The sequence below is a fragment of the Photobacterium jeanii genome (genome assembly GCF_001650345.1).
Lineage (GTDB): Bacteria > Pseudomonadota > Gammaproteobacteria > Enterobacterales > Vibrionaceae > Photobacterium > Photobacterium jeanii.
This window is the reverse complement of the sequence record NZ_LVHF01000012.1, coordinates 155,409-174,620: the sequence shown is the minus strand read 5'-3', so window position 1 is coordinate 174,620 and position 19,212 is coordinate 155,409. Positions and strand designations below refer to the sequence as shown.

The following is a 19,212-nucleotide window of genomic DNA, read 5'->3' as shown; positions in this document are numbered from 1 at the left end:
CTTAACAAAATTAGATCAAGATCTTACGTTTCAGCGCTGGTGAACACATCACTTACGAAAATGCTTAGCGACAAAGCTATCTAACTTGTTAGCAAAGTTCTGGCGATCTGTCTGGTTCAACGGTGCAGGACCACCCGTTTGAATGCCCGAGCTACGCATCGTTTCCATAAAGTCACGCATCTGAAGACGCTGCTTGATCGTTTCTTTGGTGTACATCTCACCGCGCGGATTTAACGCATGAGCGTCTTTGCTAATCACTTCATCCGCTAATGGGATATCAGCAGTAATCACCAAATCACCAGCCTCAACCTGCTTTACAATAAAGTCATCAGCCACATCGAAACCGCTTTCAACTTGCAGCGAACGAATGTGCGGTGATGGTGGTACGCGCACAAAGTGATTCGCCACCAGCGTCACTTGCACACCAACACGGTTAGCAACACGAAACAGAATCTCTTTGATCACATTCGGACATGCATCAGCATCAACCCAAATCTTCATTTCATTCTCCGTTATCAACCTTTTAGAACAGGTCTGCGAATAGAAAAAAGCCGCCATTGAAGGCGGCTTATAATCTCACGTTAACTTAGCCGTTTAGGCCTTGTTTGCGTAGGTACTCATCGTAAGTACCGTGGAAATCTTCTACGCCATCTTTAGTGATTTCGATGATGCGGGTTGCAATCGATGATACGAACTGACGGTCGTGCGATACGAACATTAGCGTACCTTTGAAGTTTTCAAGCGCCAAGTTCAGTGCTTCAATCGATTCCATATCCATGTGGTTTGTTGGTTCGTCCATTAGTAGGATGTTTGGTTTTTGCATAATTAGCTTACCAAACAGCATACGACCTTGCTCACCACCAGAAATCACTTTTACAGATTTCTTAATGTCGTTTTGAGAGAACAGCATACGACCAAGAATACCGCGAACTACTTGCTCGTCGTCACCTTCTTTCTTCCACTGACCCATCCAGTCAAGCAGAGTCATATCTTCTTCAAAATCAGCACTGTGATCCTGAGCGTAAAAACCAATGTTGTTATTCTCAGACCACTTGATCATACCTTCCATTGGTTCCATTTCACCAGCAAGGGTGTTTAGGAAAGTCGATTTACCGATACCGTTTTCACCGATGATCGCGATACGCTCACCCACTTCAACCATTAGGTTTACGCCGTTGATTAGGATGTTTTCACCGTAACCTTGTTTTAGGCTTTCAACTTCTAGTGCGTTACGGAACAGCTCTTTCTCTTGGTCAAAACGAATGAACGGGCTCTGACGGCTAGAAGCTTTCACTTCGTCAAGCTGGATCTTATCAAGCTGCTTCTGGCGAGAAGTTGCTTGTTTTGCTTTCGATGCGTTTGCAGAGAAACGACTTACGAACGTTTGCAGTTCAGCAATTTGTGCTTTCTTCTTCGCGTTGTCTGCGTGTAAACGCTCACGCGCTTGCTCAGCTGCGATCATGTATTCGTCGTAGTTACCAGTGAATAGACGAAGCTCACCGTAATCCAAGTCAGCCATGTGCGTACATACACTGTTTAGGAAGTGACGGTCGTGCGAGATGATGATCATAGTACAGTTACGTGCTAGTAGGATCTCTTCAAGCCAGCTGATGGTGTGGATGTCCAAGTTGTTCGTTGGTTCGTCAAGTAGCATTACGTCAGGTTCTGCAAACAGTACCTGTGCAAGAAGAACACGTACCTTAAGACCTGGTGCAACTTCACTCATTAGACCAAAGTGCTGCTCTTCTGGGATACCAAGACCAAGCAGAAGTTCACCCGCACGCGCTTCGGCAGAGTAACCGTCCATTTCAGCGAATTCAGTCTCAAGATCGCCAACACGCATGCCGTCTTCGTCAGACATTTCTGGTAGAGCGTAAATACGATCACGTTCTTCTTTTACTTTCCACAGTTCTTTGTGACCCATGATCACAGTATCAACCACTGTGTACTCTTCAAATGCAAACTGATCCTGACCTAGCTTCGCCATACGCTCATTTGGATCAAGAGATACAGTACCAGCAGATTGCTCTAGCTCACCGCCAAGAATCTTCATGAAGGTTGACTTACCACAGCCATTCGCACCGATAAGACCGTAACGGTTACCGCCACCGAACTTGACTGAAATATTTTCAAACAATGGCTTATCGCCAAACTGCATTGTAATGTTAGCTGTAGAAATCAATGTACTGTTCCAAATTAATGAATTATCAAGCATTAAAAAAGCTGCCTTTTGATCGGCAGCTTTAGCAAATTACGCGCATGATATCAGATTTCGTGAGCTACATCATCTTTGATGTGAAATTCAGCTTCTGATTAAATCGCGATTACGCTTTATTTTTACGGCGACGAGATAAACCAAGCCCCATCAAGCCTAAACCGAATAACGCCATTGACGCTGGCTCTGGCACATCGGTGATAACACGGATCCAGTCACCCGGCTGAGTTACACGCATTGATACTGTTAGCTTATTACCATCAATGATATAACTATCATTTCCTTCCATTCCACGAGCACCAAATGCACCAGGATATGTTGTACCTGGCGCGCCTAAGAACGAAGAGCTAGCTGCTTCTAAAGTACCGCCAGAGTCAGACATTACACCTAAGATTTTACTATCAAACATCCACTCCACATCGAGATGTGAAATTGCACCACGTACACGATTAGGCTTGTTCAAGAAAATCATGTGGCTCGCAACATTTGTACCCTTAACAATAGTGCCACCATCTACACTAAGGTCTGAAGTTAAGGAAACCAATTGCTGTTCGTTGAAACCTTGTTGTGCTTGGTTTGTCACATTGTTATTTAATACTGAACCTGGTGCAGGTGTTATCTGCGCAGAGAAGCCAGCAGAAGATGTGCCTGAACTCACTGACATAATCGTAGCGCTTGCGTTAGCAGCAAACAGTGAAGATGTTACCAAAGCAGCGATAGTTAACTTTTTCATGATGTTCCCTCACAAAGTATGTGGTGTGTGTACAAGCTATAAAGCAACACCGATGCCAATTTTTTTATTGCTTTATTTTCATTTAGTTAAAGAATTCAGCGCCTTTCTTCATTGCTAAGGTGTAAAATAGTCTGACAGTCGATGAGCGCACTATAAGGCAAGTGAAATGGCAGAAAAATACATAGGATTAATGTCAGGCACCAGTATGGATGGTGTAGATGCAGTCTTAGTTGAGATTGACGATAATAAAACGCATATCATTGATGCGATAAGCTTTCCTATGGGTGATAACTTAAAGCAGGCGTTACTTGATATCTGTTTAGGTCAAGCGACCAACTTGCAAGCCATAGGTGAGCTCGATCACCGACTTGGTCATTTATTTGCTGATGCCGTCGATGCCTTATTAAGCAAAGCAAATGTACCTGCGCATCAAATCAAAGCCATTGGTAGCCATGGGCAAACCGTCTTCCATGCCCCAGAAGCTCACTACCCTTTTACCATGCAGTTAGGGGATGCCAATATCATCTCAGCCAAAACTGGGATTTGTACTGTCGCAGATTTTCGCCGCAAAGATATGGCTTTTGGTGGGCAAGGTGCGCCACTGGTTCCTGCCTTCCACCAACAATTATTCAGCGATAGCAATATTACCCGCGTCATTCTCAATATCGGGGGGATCGCCAATATCACGCTATTAAAACCTGATTATAAGGTGATCGGCTATGACACTGGCCCCGGCAACATGTTGTCAGACGCGTGGATATCACGATACCTTAACTCCCCCTACGACAAAGATGCGGCATGGGCACAGACTGGTTCCGTCAACAAAGGGCTACTTGAAGCTATGCTCAGTGATAGCTATTTCACGCAACCTGCGCCTAAAAGCACCGGGCGTGAACTTTTCAACCTACCTTGGTTAGATAAACACCTTGAGAGCCAGCCAAACATTAAGCCACAAGACACCCAAGCAACCTTAATTGAATTAAGCGCAATAACTATCGCCGCTGAAGTCGCCACATTCACATCTTCAACAACCAATGAATTATTGGTCTGTGGTGGTGGCGTTCACAACCCGCTTTTAATGCGACGTCTGGCAGAGCTTTTGCCTGAGTGGCAAGTGATGAGCACCAATGAGCGTGGTATCGACAGCGACAATATGGAAGCGATGGCGTTTGCTTGGCTCGCCTACCGCACTTTACATCACTTACCCGGCAACCTGCCTGAAGTGACAGGTGCTAGCCATGCCATACCGCTCGGTGCAATTTATCCTGCTTAATCGGTATAAATCTATGTTTTGTGATGCTAAGTCAGTATCAGGGATGATCATCTCATCAATAACAGCGCCATAATTCCGTAACAAAAATTAAGTCGAGATTTTTAGCACAATTTTCACGGTATACAAATCAAAGCGAGAATCTGATCACAAGATTTCAGACGATCACGATCACAATTATAACTGCTTAATTTTACTAGGATAAAAACGACGCAAACGTTACACTTTTCACCATAAAAACAATATATCGCAGAACATCACACCACAGGAATACAGTGTGATGCTTTGTTTCTTCCCCAAAAACGTGAAAGGTCCTAAGTAAAGATGAGTCCGGAAAATCACTTACTTGATTGGCAAGCAAGCCAAACTAATTCAGAATCCATCTCACCACTTCTTGGCCAACTGTACCGACAAAAAGGCGTAGAGATCTTAGTGTTCGGTCGTCAATTGGTTAACGCTTCTACTATCGATATTATTAAAGCGCATCGTCATGCGCGGAAATACACAGGTGAAGCTTTATCGCCATCGCAAACCCTGCCAATTATTCAAAAACTGACAGAGTTCGATTTATCACCTTGTCGTATTGATGTTGGTCAGCTAGCTCATGAGTATTGGAAAAACCAAGACGATGAGAATGGCTTAGAAGATTTCCTTCAAACAGCCCTTGTTGAGTCACTCAGCAGCACACAATCACTAGAGTCTCGCGACGTTGTCCTTTACGGCTTTGGTCGTATTGGTCGTTTACTTGCGCGTCTTTTGATTGAAAAAAGTGGCCCAGGCTACCCATTGCGCCTAAAAGCAATTGTGGTACGCGGCGGTAAGAATGGTGATCTAGAGAAACGCGCAAGCTTGTTGCGTCGTGATTCTGTCCACGGTCCATTCAATGGCAGCATTACGGTTGATGAAGAGCGTAAAGCTATTATCGTCAACGGTAACTACATCCAAATGATCTACGCAAACAGCCCTGCTGAAGTCGATTACACCCAATACGGCATTCACAATGCACTCGTAGTGGATAACACTGGTATCTGGCGTGACACCGAAGGACTAAGCAACCACCTTGCATGCCAAGGTGCTGAGAAGGTGTTACTGACTGCACCAGGTAAAGGTGACATCAAAAACGTTGTATTTGGTGTCAATGAATCAGTGATCAAAGATGATGATCGCATTATCTCAGCAGCAAGTTGTACAACAAACGCTATCACGCCAGTGCTTAAAGCTATGAATGATAAGTACGGTGTTGTTTCTGGTCATATCGAGTCTGTGCACTCATACACCAATGACCAAAACCTGATTGATAACTTCCACAAAGGCGATCGCCGTGGTCGTTCAGCGTCATTAAACATGGTGCTTACTTCCACAGGTGCAGCAAAAGCAGTAGCGAAAGCCCTGCCTGAGCTAGCCGGTAAACTATCAGGTAATGCGATTCGCGTACCAACGCCAAACGTCTCTATGGCCGTTGCCAACCTAAACCTAGAGAAAAATGTGACTACTGATGAGTTAAATCAGTACCTACGTGAAATGGCGCTTAACTCGCCACTTTCAGGTCAAATTGATTTCACTGAGTCTACTGAAGTGGTTTCTACCGATATTGTCGGTTCTCGTCATGCAGGCGTTGTGGATGGTGTCGCAACTATCGCCCAAGATAACCGCTGCGTACTTTACATTTGGTACGACAACGAGTTCGGTTACAGCTGCCAAGTTGTGCATTGTATGGAGCAAATGATGGGTGTGCGTTATAAAACCTACCCTGCACCACAATACGCAACAGCGTAGTAGATTAACTTTATAACAATAAAAACGATCAAGGTGGTGATCCCCCCACTCTCTACCACCTTGGTACTTACCCCTCTTGCATTTTGCCGCTCTGTTAGTCCAGAGCGGCTTTTTCGTATCACTTCTCATAAAGCCACTCAGATAGATTTGACACAAAACATAAATAGGCGCATGGTTAAATACCTTCACGTCTATTAACAGTAAGTTCATGACAAGCAATTCAGAGCAAGATATGTCACCCCACCAAACTCACCATGTGGTCGCATTGATCTTCGATGACTACGAAACGCTCGATCTTCACGGCCCTATTGAAATGCTTGGCCGTGTGCAAACAGATGAAGTTACAACCGTAATTACCTTAGTTGCCGAAAAAGACATCATCAGCAGTAGTCAGGGCACTCGGATCCTTGCGGATCGTAGAATATCAGACACGATCTCCTGCGACCTATTTATGACCATTGGCGGTATGGGCACACGTACTGAAGTCCACAACCAGAAGCTATTAAGTTGGATACAACAACAATGTGAAGTGTCAGAGAAAGTTTTCACGGTATGTACGGGCTCAGCTCTACTAGCCAAAGCTGACGTTTTAGATGGCATTCCTGCTACCACCAACAAACTTGCTTACGACTGGGTGACCTCGCTTAACGACAAGGTGCTATGGCAACGCAAAGCTCGATGGGTAAACCATGGTAAGTTTTTAACGTCATCAGGGGTTGCAGCAGGCACAGATGCCTCATTAGCTTATATCGCTGAGCGCTTTGGCTACGCGCAAGCCAAGCATGTTGAAAAGCTCACAGAATACATCTGGAATGATAACGCGGATGATGACCCGTACGCCTAAGCGTAAGATCTAGTAAATATTCGTGTGTTAACTGGCATAAATGAATACCCAATTAATACACCAAGAAGACAAAACCGCCACTCTCATCACTGAAAGCGGCGGTTGTTATTTGGCTTTAGCGTCTACTACGAATGACGCTTAGCTGTTTTTCTCGCCCAAGTGTAACCAGGTTTCAACCACGGTATCAGGGTTTAGCGAAACAGAATCAATGCCCTGCTCCATCAGCCAATCGGCTAAGTCGTCGTGGTCTGATGGCCCTTGACCACAGATACCCACGTATTTACCTGCTTTATTGGCAGCCTTGATTGCCATCGACAGCATGGCTTTCACAGCGTCATTGCGCTCATCAAACATGTGAGCAATTTCGCCGGAGTCACGGTCAAGACCAAGTGTTAGCTGCGTCATATCATTTGAGCCGATAGAGAAACCATCAAAATACTTGAGGAACTCATCAGCTAGAATGGCATTCGACGGCAACTCACACATCATGATCACTTTCAAACCATTCTCACCACGGCGTAAGTCGAACTTAGCCAGCAAATCAATCACCGAAGCCGCTTCACTCACAGTACGGACAAATGGGATCATAATTTCCACATTCTTCAGACCCATGGTGTTGCGTACACGCTTAATCGCTTCACACTCTAGAGCAAAACAATCTTGGAACTGCTCAGAAACGTAACGAGATGCGCCACGGAAGCCAAGCATTGGGTTTTCTTCAACTGGTTCAAAGTTAAGCCCACCAACCAAATTGCGGTATTCGTTTGACTTAAAGTCAGACATACGAACAATCACGCGTTTTGGCCAGAATGCCGCCGCTAGTGTAGAGATACCTTCGGTTAATTTCTGAATGTAGAATTCAACAGGATTCTCGTAGCCCGCGATACGACGGTCGATTTCAGCTTTAAGCTCATCCGATTGCTGATCGTAGTTAAGCAATGCTTTCGGGTGAATACCGATCATCTTGTTAATAATGAACTCAAGACGCGCTAGACCAACCCCTTCATTAGGGATACAAGCAAAATCAAAGGCACGATCTGGGTTACCCACGTTCATCATTACTTTCAGTGGTAGATCTGGTAATGAATCTACTTCTGAACGACGCACTTCGTAATCCAACTCACCTTCATAAATGAAGCCAGTTTCACCTTGCGCACAAGAAACAGTGACCTGCTGACCATCTCGAAGTAATTCAGTAGCGTTACCACAACCAACAACAGCAGGAATACCCAGCTCACGCGCAATGATTGCTGCGTGACAAGTACGTCCACCACGGTTAGTCACGATTGCAGAGGCTTTCTTCATTACTGGTTCCCAATCAGGATCAGTCATGTCAGCTACTAACACATCGCCATTTTGCACTTGATCCATTTGGTCTAGGCTTGTAACTACACGCACTACACCAGCACCAATACGCTGACCAATCGCACGACCTTCAGCAATCGCTGGCGCTTGACCATTTAAGTGGAAGCGTTCCATTACATTCTGATCATCGCGAGAACGAACGGTTTCAGGACGAGCCTGAACAATCAGCAACTCACCTGTTACACCGTCTTTTGCCCACTCGATGTCCATTGGACGACCGTAGTGTTTTTCGATGATAAGTGCTTGTTTAGCAAGCTCTTCAATCTCAGCATCCGTCAGTGAGAATTGCGATTGCTCTGCAGCAGAGGTATCGATAGTTTCAACTTGGGTACCCAACTCTTCACCATCTGCGTACACCATTTTGATTAGCTTAGAGCCAAGGGTACGACGGACAACCGCAGGGTTGCCAGCCTGAAGCATTGGTTTATGAACATAAAACTCATCAGGGTTTACCGCGCCCTGTACTACCATTTCACCTAAGCCCCATGATGAAGTAATAAATACCACTTGATCAAAACCAGATTCGGTATCAAGGGTAAACATTACACCTGAAGCTGCTTTATCTGAGCGCACCATACGCTGGATACCAGCAGATAGCGCAACACCTTGGTGATCAAAGCCTTGGTGAACACGGTAAGAAATAGCACGGTCATTAAATAGCGAGGCAAATACATGCTTCACCGCTTCAATTACGGAATCAATGCCGCGTACGTTGAGGAAAGTTTCTTGCTGACCAGCGAATGAAGCATCAGGCAAATCTTCTGCTGTCGCAGACGAACGTACCGCCACAGACAACATGTCATCACCTTCGCCAAGCTCAGCATAGCAACGTCGGATATCAGATTCTAACTCCGCAGGGAAAGGCGCATCGTAGATCCATCCACGAATAGTCTCACCCGCTTCCTTAAGCGCGTTCACGTCTTCAACATCCAACTCATCTAGCAACTCGTAGATACGCTTATTCAATCCATCTGCTTCTAAGAAATTATTAAAAGCAAATGATGTCGTCGCATAACCATTTGGTACTTTCACACCAGCATTGGCTAGATTTGCTACCATCTCGCCGAGAGAGGCGTTTTTTCCACCTACTTTGTCAACATCATTCATTGATAAAGCATCATACCAAACAACATTCTGTTGCACGGGGAAGTCTCCTTGTCATTGGATACTGCAGTTAATTAAGGTGATACCACCACGCAATCGTTTGCATTTGTTCACAAAAAAATACAAACGATGTATTTCTATTGTGGCAGATATACCTTTTTCGGTTATTGTAATAACTCTGATGCCCCACACGATTACAAAATAATTTTAAGGATTCAACTTTTTATGCAGCGCAAAACTCAATTTCGTGATGTGTTTTACGTTTCTGACGGCACTGCGATTACCTCAGAGACCGTCGGACACGCTGTTTTAGGTCAATTTCCGCTCGATACTAAACAAACCACCCTACCATTTGTGGAAACGATTGAACGAGCCAACTATGTAAAGAACATTATAGATCAAGCACATAGCAAAAGAGGTATGCAACCAATTGTCTTCTATTCTGTTGTTATTCCAGAAGTAAAAGCCATTTTGGAACAAAGCAATGCCCTACTTTATGATGTGTTACATGCCATGGTCGCCCCATTAGCGAAAGACTTAGATCTTGAGCCAAAACCGCAATTACAGCGTTCACACAGCATCAAAAAAGACACTGACAGCTACATGGATCGCATTGCAGCCATCGAATATACCCTAGCCCATGACGATGGTGTTTCACTGAATAATCTTGATCAGGCCGATATCATCCTGCTTGGTGTTTCACGATGTGGAAAAACCCCAACAAGTCTCTATCTTGCAATGCAGTTCGGTATTCGAGCAGTGAACTACCCGTTTATCGCAGAAGATATGGCACGGCTAAAACTCCCGCAAGCCATTGAGCCATATAGATATAAAACTTTCGGTTTAACCATTAACTCTGATCGCTTACAAGCAATTCGCCAAGAACGTATGGCCGATAGCGACTACGCAAGTCAGCATCAATGTGAGACTGAACTCGATAAAGTTGAAGCTATGTTTCGCCGTGAAGCCATCCCGTATTTGAATACCAGTTCTTTATCGGTGGAAGAAATTTCGACCCGCTTACTTGATATGAGTGGGCTAAAAAGACGTATGTGCTAAATAATTCTCCCTGAAAATTAAGCGCATTCTCATGCTATAAAGAAGTGGCAAAAACGCCACTTCCCTTCCTCACCCATCACCTTTTTTTAACCTATCTACTACGCTAATAGCCCATTTCTCATGAATGAGAGCTAAAGTTTCTATTGCATATCAGCAGCTTAAACATGAGTTCAATTTATTCGCTTGAATTGCTCAAACCAGTCTGAATTCTTGCAATATGCTTACATTAAGATTCATAAAATAATTACAAATGAGGTTCTAACATGTTTAGAACGGCGCTAATCACGGCACTACCGATCTTCATTATCGGTTGTGGCGGTTCAGGGGATGACAGCAGTGAAGCAGCAGCAATCGGCAATGTTGTCGATACGGTTGCCAAAACTCGTCAAGCTGATTTGCACTTTGTAAACACCACAGGTGATGCGATTGATTACCACATTCGCCATACCTTAAGTGAAGATACCTTGTTTGCCAGTACCAATAAGGTAACTTCGAACTTGGATACGCAGATAACACCTTACATGTATCGCTGGAATATCAGTGACACCGTAACTGTTCAAATCGGCATCCAAGATACGAATACACAGTCAATTACATCAGAGATTGAGTCACTGTTAATAAAAGAAAACGATGACCGTTGGGTTATCGCTTGGTTAGACGAAGGCAAAACTGAACAATATAAAGTCAGTAGCGTGACTCGAAACCAATCCAGTGAAGCGGGTAAATATCGAGTGCGGGTGTTTAGCCAAGCCGATGCTCAAATAATTACAACGGCTTCCATTTCATTTACTGATGCAAAACAAGGTGTTGTGACCCCTTACTTAACAGTTGAAAACTGTAATGGCGACCTTCACTTTGGTGCAGAAAGTATTGATATCTGTCAGCTAGATATAGGTAAATCTTATTTGTTGATTACAAATGGGGAAGACTTATTAATGGCAGCAGAGGAATAAAATACTAATAACGATATAACCCTTTTGGGGATAATAATGATAAATGCGCTTTAGCAGCAATGCTTTTAACTACGCAAGGAGAGCCTACGATTATTCGCTGTACTGATAACAACTAAATTCTGATTGTGCTTTGCAACTCTGTTGCACCATTTGGGGAATAGGAATTAGTTAGCTTCGATACAGAAACAAACAAGTAGGCAGCGGTGGCAAAAAAATAGCCCCGATACAGTAGCAGTATCGGGGCTTTCTTTATTTATATATATTGGAGGAGTGCGAGATTACGCTGTTACAAGTTGCTCTTCATCTGAACGTTTCAAGAATGCGTAAGTGACACCTGTTACTAGAGTACCTGCAGCAATTGCCACTAAGTACATGAATACTGGTGTAATTGCATTCGGGATCAAGAGTACAAACAGACCACCGTGGGGTGCCATTAATTGTGCTCCAAAGAACATTGAAAGTGCACCTGTTAACGCCCCCCCCGCCATACAGCTAGGGATAACACGCATTGGATCGCGTGCGGCAAATGGGATTGCACCTTCTGAAATAAAGCAAAGACCCAGTACAAACGATGCTTTACCCGCTTCAGTTTCACTTGCGTTGAACTTACGTTTAGCAAGGAATGTAGCCAAGCCCATACCCAGCGCTGGAACCATACCCGCCGCCATAACAGCCGCCATTGGCGCATAAGTTTGCGAAGCGAGTAGACCCACACCAAATGTGTAAGCTGCTTTGTTTACTGGGCCACCAAGGTCAAAACACATCATGCAGCCAAGGATAATACCCAGTAGTACCGCATTGGCAGATCCCATGTTATTAAGGAAATCCGTTAACCCTGTCATTGCCGCTGACACAGGGCCACCAACAATATAGATCATGATCAGACCTGTGATTAAACTTGCCGCTAACGGAATAATCAAGATAGGTTTTAACGCTTCCATCGATTGCGGAAGTTTCACTTTATCGGCAACAAATTTAGCACTGTAACCAGCAAGGAAACCCGCCACGATACCGCCAAGGAAGCCTGCACCTGTTGAGCTCGCCAACATACCACCGATTAAACCAGGAGCAAGACCCGGACGATCTGCAATTGAGAAAGCAATGAAACCAGCCAATACCGGCACCATTAGCGCAAATGCAGAACCACCACCTATAGTCATCAGTGCAGCGGCAAGCGTCCCTTCTTCTTTAAAGGCTTCAATACCAAAAACAAATGACAACGCGATAGACAAACCACCAGCAACAACCAATGGCAGCATATGAGAAACACCCGTCATGAGGTGCTTATAAGCGCCTGTTTTTTCGGTTTTCTGCTCTGCATCTTTGTTTGCGCCAGCTTCATGTTTGTAAACTGTCGCGGTCGAGAAGGCTTTATCGTACTCTTGCGTCGTTTTCTTCAACGCTAAACCCGTACTGGTTTTATAAAGCTTCTTACCATCAAAACGAGCAAGATCGACTTCGATATCAGCCGCGATAATCACCAAATCTGCCGCCGCAATTTCTTGCTCAGTTAATTGGTTTTTCGCGCCAACTGAACCACGAGTTTCCACCTTAACTTCGTAACCTAGCTTTTTGCCCTCTTCTTCCAGTGCTTCAGCTGCCATAAACGTATGTGCGACACCAGTAGGACAAGCGGTAATTGCCACGACACGTTTCGCACCTTCAGTACCAACCTCGTTAATGGCAATCGTTGGGATCACTTCTAACGTAGTCGCTTTACTGACTGCGTTTTCAAGGAAGGATTTAGGGGAAGCCAAGCACTCAGCAATATCAGCCTGATATACTTTTTTCGATTTAAAACGACTTAAATCAATGTCGCGGTTTGACGTAACAATCACGTAATCTGCAGCGTCAATTTGTTGTTCGGTTAATGCTTTACCCGCCATTACTGACGTTTGGCATTCAATATCTGCATCCCACTTTAGCTCTGCAGCTGCTTTTTCTAGCAACCCTGCTGCAATGATGCTATTTGCGATGCCACTCGGACAAGCTGTAACAATGGCAACTCTCATCATCAGTACCCTCTGAATCTTGTTGTTGGAATTAATGATTAACTGAAATATCAGTTAACGTTACTTGTTGGGCGATTTGCTTAACTCGCTCTAGATCTTCAACACCTACCCCGACTTGATTAACGGCTAACGCTGATAACGCGGTCGCAAACTCTAAGGTGTCACGTTTATTAAACTGGTTTAGGTGCCCCCAGCACATGCCAGCGACTAAGGTATCCCCCGCACCGACTGTGCTTACCACTTCCATCTTTGGTGGTTTTGCCGCTAGCCAACCTTCATGGTTTAGCCACATCACACCGTCTTTACCCAATGAAACAACGACATTGGTAATATCTTGCTCTGCTAACTGTTGCGCCGTAGTCATTAACTCCAGCGGTGAAGTTAACGCTTTGCCAGCCCAATCAGATAATTCTTCATCGTTAGGTTTTACTAACCATGGCGATGCTTGCAGCCCTGCCGCTAATGCTGCTTTTGAACTATCAAAGAAAACCTGTTTGCCTGCTTGATTCAGCGCTTTAATCCAAATCGCGCATTGGTCAGGAGACAAACCTTGCGGCAAGCTACCTGCAATCACAAATACTTGGTGGTGCTCAGCCAGCTCAAATAATTTTTGCTCAAAGCGTGCGATGTCTTGCTCAGAAACAGTGACGCCGGGGAAATTAATGTCAGTTACGCGATCACTGGCTTCAACTAACTTGACGTTAATGCGGCTCGCACCAGCAACACGCACAAACTCGTCATTAACACCAAGAGATTCAAACAATTGGCAGAATGGTTCTTGGTTATCCGCGCCAAGCAAACCCGTTACTGTTACCTCAGCGCCTAAGTCAGACAGAACCTTCGCCACATTCACCCCTTTACCCGCAGGATGAAGTGAGCCTTTATTAATCAAGTTAACCGTGCCCGCTTGAAGCTCTGATAATGAGCCGGTGAGATCAAGTGCTGGGTTTAGCGTCACAGTCACCACTTTTAACTGTGTGTTTTCAACGTGCATCATTATTTTCCTTCACCTAAACCCGCAGCAATCGCTTCGCCGATAGCGGCTAGTGCTTGCTCAGCATCATCGCCTTGAGCAGTAAATTGCAGCTTGTGACCACATTTCACTCCAAGCGCAATCACTTTCATCAAGCTTTTAGCATTCACCGCTTTGCCATCACCGTCTAAGTTCGCCACCAAAATATTGGCGCTGAAACTCTTCGCTTTGCTTACTAACATCGCACCAGGACGGGCATGCAAACCGTGTGGGTTTTTAATTTGGAATACGGCTTCTGCGCCATCCAAAGTTTCTTCGCTCAGCAGTGACACCACTTTCGCTGCATCGGCAGTGAAAAGCTTATCGGCTTGCTGGCTATATAAAAGCTGTGAAAGAAAACCAAGGTTGGCAGTATGTGCGCTGTTACAAGCCGCAACCAACAACACGCCTTTAACTGGTTGAGCCTGGTATTCAAAACTATTCTGAGGTGTTACAAATGCCATTGCAGTTTTACTTACCGCTTGTGAAGTACTTGCTAACCACAAACCCTGCCCAAGGTGCGTAGGCTCGCTGGCAACGACCGATGCCACCCCTTCATTACCTAACAGACCTTTATTTTTTAGCAACCCCGCCGCCACAGCATTAAGTTGAAGCATATCGGTAGCTGGAAAACCTAGTTGTACTTGCTCAGCTGTAAATTCAGCTTCAAGCTGCGCTTCACCGTTAAGTAGAGCAATAATTGCCTCTTCGGTTTTACATGCTTGCAGTTGTTGTTCAACACCATCAGCCGAAAGTACCTTGGTGAGTTGCTTCAAAATGCCAAGATGTTCATCTGATTTCGCCGCAATACCAATCGCAAGATAAACCGTTTTGCCATCACCCCAATTCACACCTTGAGGGAAGTGATGAAGCTTCACCCCAGTTGTTTTCACTAAACCACGGGTATCTGTGGTGCCATGCGGTATCGCAATACCATTACCAAGAAAGGTAGAGTTTTGCGCTTCGCGAGCCAACATACCGTTGACATAACCCGTCTCTACCAAACCTGCTTGTTCCAGTTCTGCTGCCAGTGCTTTTATTGCTTGTTCTTTATTATCAGCACGTTGCGCTAATTGAATATCTGTTGTGGTTAACGACAACATAGTCCACCCTCTTTTGTTTGCTTTTGCTTTCGCAACAAACCTATTTTTAAGTTCGCATATCAAGCTATTGGTCAATGCTTCTACAATTATGACGCAGTAAAGCTTGGTCAGTTTTCTGCTGACACTTAAAGCTGAATCGTTTCAGCAAAAAGTGCTTTTAAAAGTTTCAGCACAGGCTATTCGGATAATCATTGTAAATGATTCAACTGAACACTCTGCTGAAACCTTTCAGCTGACATGCTGAATGGTTTCAGCTATGATTGCAAACATTCGCAGCGAGATCGGTGACGAAACTTTGATCAACTGCACAATTATTCAGGTTTGAGCATAAAATGACCTTAGACGAAATCGCAAAACTGGCTGGCGTATCGCGAACAACCGCTAGCTATGTGATCAACGGCAAAGCCGCAAAATACCGGATCAGTGAAAGAACGCAGCAAAAAGTGATGGCGGTTGTGGATGAACATAATTTCCGTCCGGATCATGCTGCAACATCATTACGTGCTGGGAGCAGTCGCTCGTTCGGTTTGATCATTCCAGATCTTGAAAACAGCAGTTATGCCAAACTAGCCAAATTACTTGAACGTGATGCGCGCAAAGCAGGCTACCAACTTATTATCTCTTGTTCAGATGACGATACCGAAACAGAGATGAAAGTCGCGAATACCCTACTCAGCCGTCGTATTGATGCGTTAATCGTTGCAAGTGCGTTACCTGCTGATAACGAGTTCTATAAAAAGATCCAGGCATCTGGTGTACCTATTATTGCCATTGACCGTGCTTTAGATGATGAAGTGTTTGCGAGTGTGATCAGTGAAGATTTAGAAGGCGCTTTTGCCCTAACACAAAGCTTATTACGTAAGCCAATCTCAAGTATTGGTCTGGTCGGAGCGGTAAAAGAGCTCGGTGTATCGAAAGAACGTGAGCAAGGTTTCTTAAGCGCCATTAATCACCATTCAGAGCAAACCAAGATCATCAGCGAATATGGCGAGCACTTTAGTCAACAAACGGGCTACGATATTGTTCAAGGCTGGATAAAATCTGGCGATATGCCTGACGCAATCTTGGCAACATCCTATACCTTGTTCGAAGGTGTACTTGATAGTCTATTAAGCCAACCCAAACTTCTTGAAAGCACGCAATTAGCGACCTTTGGTGACAACCGACTGCTTGATTTTTTACCAAACAAGATCCAGTCATTACCTCAGCAATATGAGCTTATTGCTGAAACGGCACTTGAACTTGCGCTTAATGCGACTGCTGGGCGATATAAAGCAGGGATCGAAGTTATCTCACGACAACTTAAACATAGGTAAAAAAAACACTCCTATTTAAACATTAGGTTAAATTTAAAAGAGGCATATAGCCTCTTTTTATTTATGACAACTAACACATTAGTTTTGAGTTAATCTTATTCTATTTGCTATAGCTTCAAATTTTACATGAAATAAATTTCGCTTAATTTACAACCATCATAAAAGCATATTTTATATGCTAGCATTCCGACCTTATTATTACTTTTAATGAGACATAGCAATGAAATTAATATTAAGGATTATACTTGCACTTCTTTCTGCCTTACTCATATATATATCGTATTTGCAATTTGGTGAAGTAAGCCATCGACTAGATAATAGCTTAAAAACAAATGGTACTGTCATCGACTACCAAATTAATAAATCTGAAGATAATGAAGGAAGAGATAACTTTGCTCCAATTGTAACCTTTACCACACAAGGTGGGAGTGAAGTCCAATTTGTGAGCTCTATTAGTTCTAATCCACCTAAATATAAAATAGGGCAGACGCTAGAAGTACTCTACGAGGCTGAATACCCAGATCGTGCAGTCATTAACTCATTTTTTGAAAAGTGGTCTTCCGTTGTAATACTGCTGATGATTGCAGCTGTACTACTTCTATTTTCTTGGATGGTTGGCAGATCAAAAGCAAGTGTTTCTATTTCAGTCGGTTTATCATCGTAGCTTACTCAAATCATCAACCACCTACTTATTAGCAATATAGCATCGCTATAGTGATAACAATACTACTAATAGCGCAGATAAGGGGCAATTATGCCCCTTCATTACCTATATCAACTCCCTTTGACGGAACGCCTAAAATGAGTCGGCGTCATCTTAAAATGCTTTTTAAATGAATTAGAAAAATAAGCTAAGTTTTCAAAGCCCGATTTATTAGCAACCTGGGTTATAGGTATCGATGAGTACGTCAGAAAATCTCTTGCTTTGCTTAGCTTCAAATCAATGAGTAACTTTGTAAAGTCTACATCTTCATCATTAAGTTTTCTTTGTAAGGTCGAAACAGACATATTTAATACTGTTGCGATCTCAGCTAACTTCCACTTTTTAGTTAAGTCGTTAGTAATAATTTCGCTGATCAACTTCACAATACACTGCTCATCATGGGTACATGTAAGTAAGTGTGAAGCGTACTTGGATACAATCTTGTAAATGATTGTTTGTGAAAGAGCGTGGCTAATCGTGTCTTTGTGTTGGTTCGTGCCATTTTGAATTTCAAGCAGACTATCAAATTCAGGGTCGAACTCGTCATTGTACTGAAAGTACATCTGGCTTACATTGTTGAACTGACTGTAAACCACAAAGGGCTTTAACACTTCCACAATTTCGTGAAAACAATCTTTTTTAAAACTGAGTATATCTAATTCTACTCTTTCTCCGTTTGCTGACTGAACTGAACATGTAACTTGTGAGTGGCAAGGTATGTAGATGATCCCTTTGCCTTTTATTTCATTTATTACGCCTTTGATTGATACAAAGCCAACTGCGTTCTTTATTCTTATTAATTTATAATCAACAGCGTAAAAATTTGAAAAAGATCCCTTATGGTGTAGGCAGTGATGCCTTATCTCTATGTTGCTTTTTAGAGCGGCTTTCATTACTTATAGTATTCCAAGGCGAATAGTAAGTACGGGATATCGCATCTTCTACAGAACGCGGGTAAGAGAAGTAATACCCCTGGGCGTAAACACGATGACCACAGATAAGTCTACGCTGAAGCTCGGTCTCTACTCCTTCAAAGACAAGTCCTTTCTTCACATAGCTTTGCAGTACCGTTGTTAATGATTCTAGTAGTGATTCCTCCTTTGTATTAAAAAACAAATAGGATTTATCAATTTTAATGATATCCCACTCAATATTCCCTAACGTTAAATTTGCTTCTTTAGACTGATGGAGGTAATCATCTAGCCAAAGTTGATGTCCTTTTTTTTGTACTTTCTGCAAATTAGCAAGTAATCGCTTCGAACGAATATTGGTATCTAAGTTTGTAAACTCAAGCGCTATTTTTTGCGTCGCAGTGCCTAACAGAGTATCAATAAAACATTCATCGTTCATGCAAGATAAAGAAAGGTTATATGAAATTAAAACACGTCGTTGCTTATAAACGCTTTGCTTAAAAGCTTTTATCTGCGCTAATACCAAAGCTTTCAGAAACTCATCATCTAGTTGCTCGAAGAAAAGCTCGTTATTTAACTGCTCACCTTCTTGGGTTAAAACTTTTGATAGGGCTTCGTAAGCGACAACTTCTCCATTTGCAGGCTCAACAATAGGCTGAAGTAAAAAACTGATATCAACGTAATCACGTTCATCTTGAAGTGATGTAATTCGCACGGTGTTCGGCACATCTAATAAGTGGATTTTGTGCATAACTGCTTCTTCTTGTTATAACTTCTAGTGCTGATTTTATTTCTTCAGCTTTGAATGACCAGAAAAAAAGCATGTATGTAAAATA

At 43.4% G+C, this 19,212-nt stretch carries 16 protein-coding genes; 7 read left to right on the top strand and 9 right to left on the bottom strand.

The features are described from left to right. Positions 1-48: 48 nt before the first annotated feature. The 3 genes from A3K86_RS02200 to A3K86_RS02190 form a co-directional block, all read right to left on the bottom strand. A complete protein-coding gene (locus A3K86_RS02200) occupies positions 49-501 on the bottom strand; it encodes a YaiI/YqxD family protein (RefSeq protein WP_068327018.1) in 453 nt (150 codons plus the stop codon). 85 nt (positions 502-586) lie between these two features. Beyond that, a complete protein-coding gene (locus A3K86_RS02195; protein WP_068330128.1) occupies positions 587-2,182 on the bottom strand; it encodes an ABC-F family ATPase in 1,596 nt (531 codons plus the stop codon). Positions 2,183-2,324: 142 nt separating this feature from the next. After that, on the bottom strand, positions 2,325-2,948 hold the full coding sequence (locus A3K86_RS02190; RefSeq protein WP_068327015.1) for a PEP-CTERM sorting domain-containing protein: 624 nt from the start codon (positions 2,946-2,948) through the stop codon (positions 2,325-2,327). Between the two features lie 166 nt (positions 2,949-3,114). Between A3K86_RS02190 and A3K86_RS02185 the strand changes: the two genes are divergently transcribed. From A3K86_RS02185 to A3K86_RS02175, 3 genes are all read left to right on the top strand, one after another. Beyond that, a complete protein-coding gene (locus A3K86_RS02185; RefSeq protein WP_068327012.1) occupies positions 3,115-4,221 on the top strand; it encodes an anhydro-N-acetylmuramic acid kinase in 1,107 nt (368 codons plus the stop codon). Between the two features lie 321 nt (positions 4,222-4,542). Further along, positions 4,543-5,994 carry a glyceraldehyde-3-phosphate dehydrogenase gene (locus A3K86_RS02180; protein ID WP_068327009.1) on the top strand — a complete coding sequence of 484 codons (1,452 nt, stop codon included), beginning with the start codon at positions 4,543-4,545 and terminating at the stop codon, positions 5,992-5,994. A 208-nt stretch (positions 5,995-6,202) separates the two neighbouring features. Beyond that, positions 6,203-6,838 carry a DJ-1/PfpI family protein gene (locus A3K86_RS02175; protein WP_084406468.1) on the top strand — a complete coding sequence of 212 codons (636 nt, stop codon included), beginning with the start codon at positions 6,203-6,205 and terminating at the stop codon, positions 6,836-6,838. A 138-nt stretch (positions 6,839-6,976) separates the two neighbouring features. Here the strand turns inward: A3K86_RS02175 and ppsA are convergent, their stop codons facing one another. Beyond that, complete coding sequence (gene ppsA / locus A3K86_RS02170) at positions 6,977-9,346, bottom strand: phosphoenolpyruvate synthase (RefSeq protein WP_068327006.1); 2,370 nt, start codon at positions 9,344-9,346, stop codon at positions 6,977-6,979. 186 nt (positions 9,347-9,532) lie between these two features. Between ppsA and ppsR the strand changes: the two genes are divergently transcribed. Continuing rightward, positions 9,533-10,366 (top strand): posphoenolpyruvate synthetase regulatory kinase/phosphorylase PpsR, encoded by an 834-nt coding sequence (gene ppsR, locus A3K86_RS02165; RefSeq protein WP_068327003.1) that lies wholly within the window; start codon positions 9,533-9,535, stop codon positions 10,364-10,366. 263 nt (positions 10,367-10,629) lie between these two features. Then, positions 10,630-11,319, top strand: coding sequence for a hypothetical protein (locus A3K86_RS02160; protein WP_068326999.1), 690 nt, complete (start codon positions 10,630-10,632; stop codon positions 11,317-11,319). A gap of 278 nt (positions 11,320-11,597) precedes the next feature. Here the strand turns inward: A3K86_RS02160 and fruA are convergent, their stop codons facing one another. From fruA to fruB, 3 genes are read right to left on the bottom strand one after another with little or no spacing between them, the layout of a single operon-like run. Further along, positions 11,598-13,331: a PTS fructose transporter subunit IIBC gene (gene fruA, locus A3K86_RS02155; protein WP_068326996.1), complete on the bottom strand. Its 1,734-nt coding sequence runs from the start codon at positions 13,329-13,331 to the stop codon at positions 11,598-11,600. Positions 13,332-13,362: 31 nt separating this feature from the next. Next, positions 13,363-14,328 (bottom strand): 1-phosphofructokinase, encoded by a 966-nt coding sequence (gene pfkB, locus A3K86_RS02150; protein ID WP_068326994.1) that lies wholly within the window; start codon positions 14,326-14,328, stop codon positions 13,363-13,365. Continuing rightward, the gene (gene fruB / locus A3K86_RS02145) at positions 14,328-15,446 is read right to left on the bottom strand and encodes a fused PTS fructose transporter subunit IIA/HPr protein (protein ID WP_068326991.1); all 1,119 of its coding nucleotides are present in this window, start codon (positions 15,444-15,446) and stop codon (positions 14,328-14,330) included. The genes pfkB and fruB overlap by 1 nt, the downstream gene beginning before the upstream one ends. A 332-nt stretch (positions 15,447-15,778) precedes the next feature. On the opposite strand from fruB, the gene cra reads away from it, so the two are divergent. After that, entirely contained in the window at positions 15,779-16,762 is a 984-nt protein-coding gene (cra, locus tag A3K86_RS02140) for a catabolite repressor/activator (protein WP_068326988.1), read from the top strand. Between the two features lie 220 nt (positions 16,763-16,982). Beyond that, positions 16,983-17,426 carry a DUF3592 domain-containing protein gene (locus tag A3K86_RS02135; protein ID WP_068326985.1) on the top strand — a complete coding sequence of 148 codons (444 nt, stop codon included), beginning with the start codon at positions 16,983-16,985 and terminating at the stop codon, positions 17,424-17,426. Positions 17,427-17,536: 110 nt separating this feature from the next. Here the strand turns inward: A3K86_RS02135 and A3K86_RS02130 are convergent, their stop codons facing one another. Both A3K86_RS02130 and A3K86_RS02125 read right to left on the bottom strand, forming a co-directional pair. Then, positions 17,537-18,358 (bottom strand): helix-turn-helix domain-containing protein, encoded by an 822-nt coding sequence (locus tag A3K86_RS02130; protein ID WP_068326981.1) that lies wholly within the window; start codon positions 18,356-18,358, stop codon positions 17,537-17,539. Further along, positions 18,303-19,127 carry an EAL domain-containing protein gene (locus A3K86_RS02125; protein ID WP_068326978.1) on the bottom strand — a complete coding sequence of 275 codons (825 nt, stop codon included), beginning with the start codon at positions 19,125-19,127 and terminating at the stop codon, positions 18,303-18,305. Before A3K86_RS02125 ends, A3K86_RS02130 begins: the two co-directional genes overlap by 56 nt. Positions 19,128-19,212: the final 85 nt, after the last annotated feature.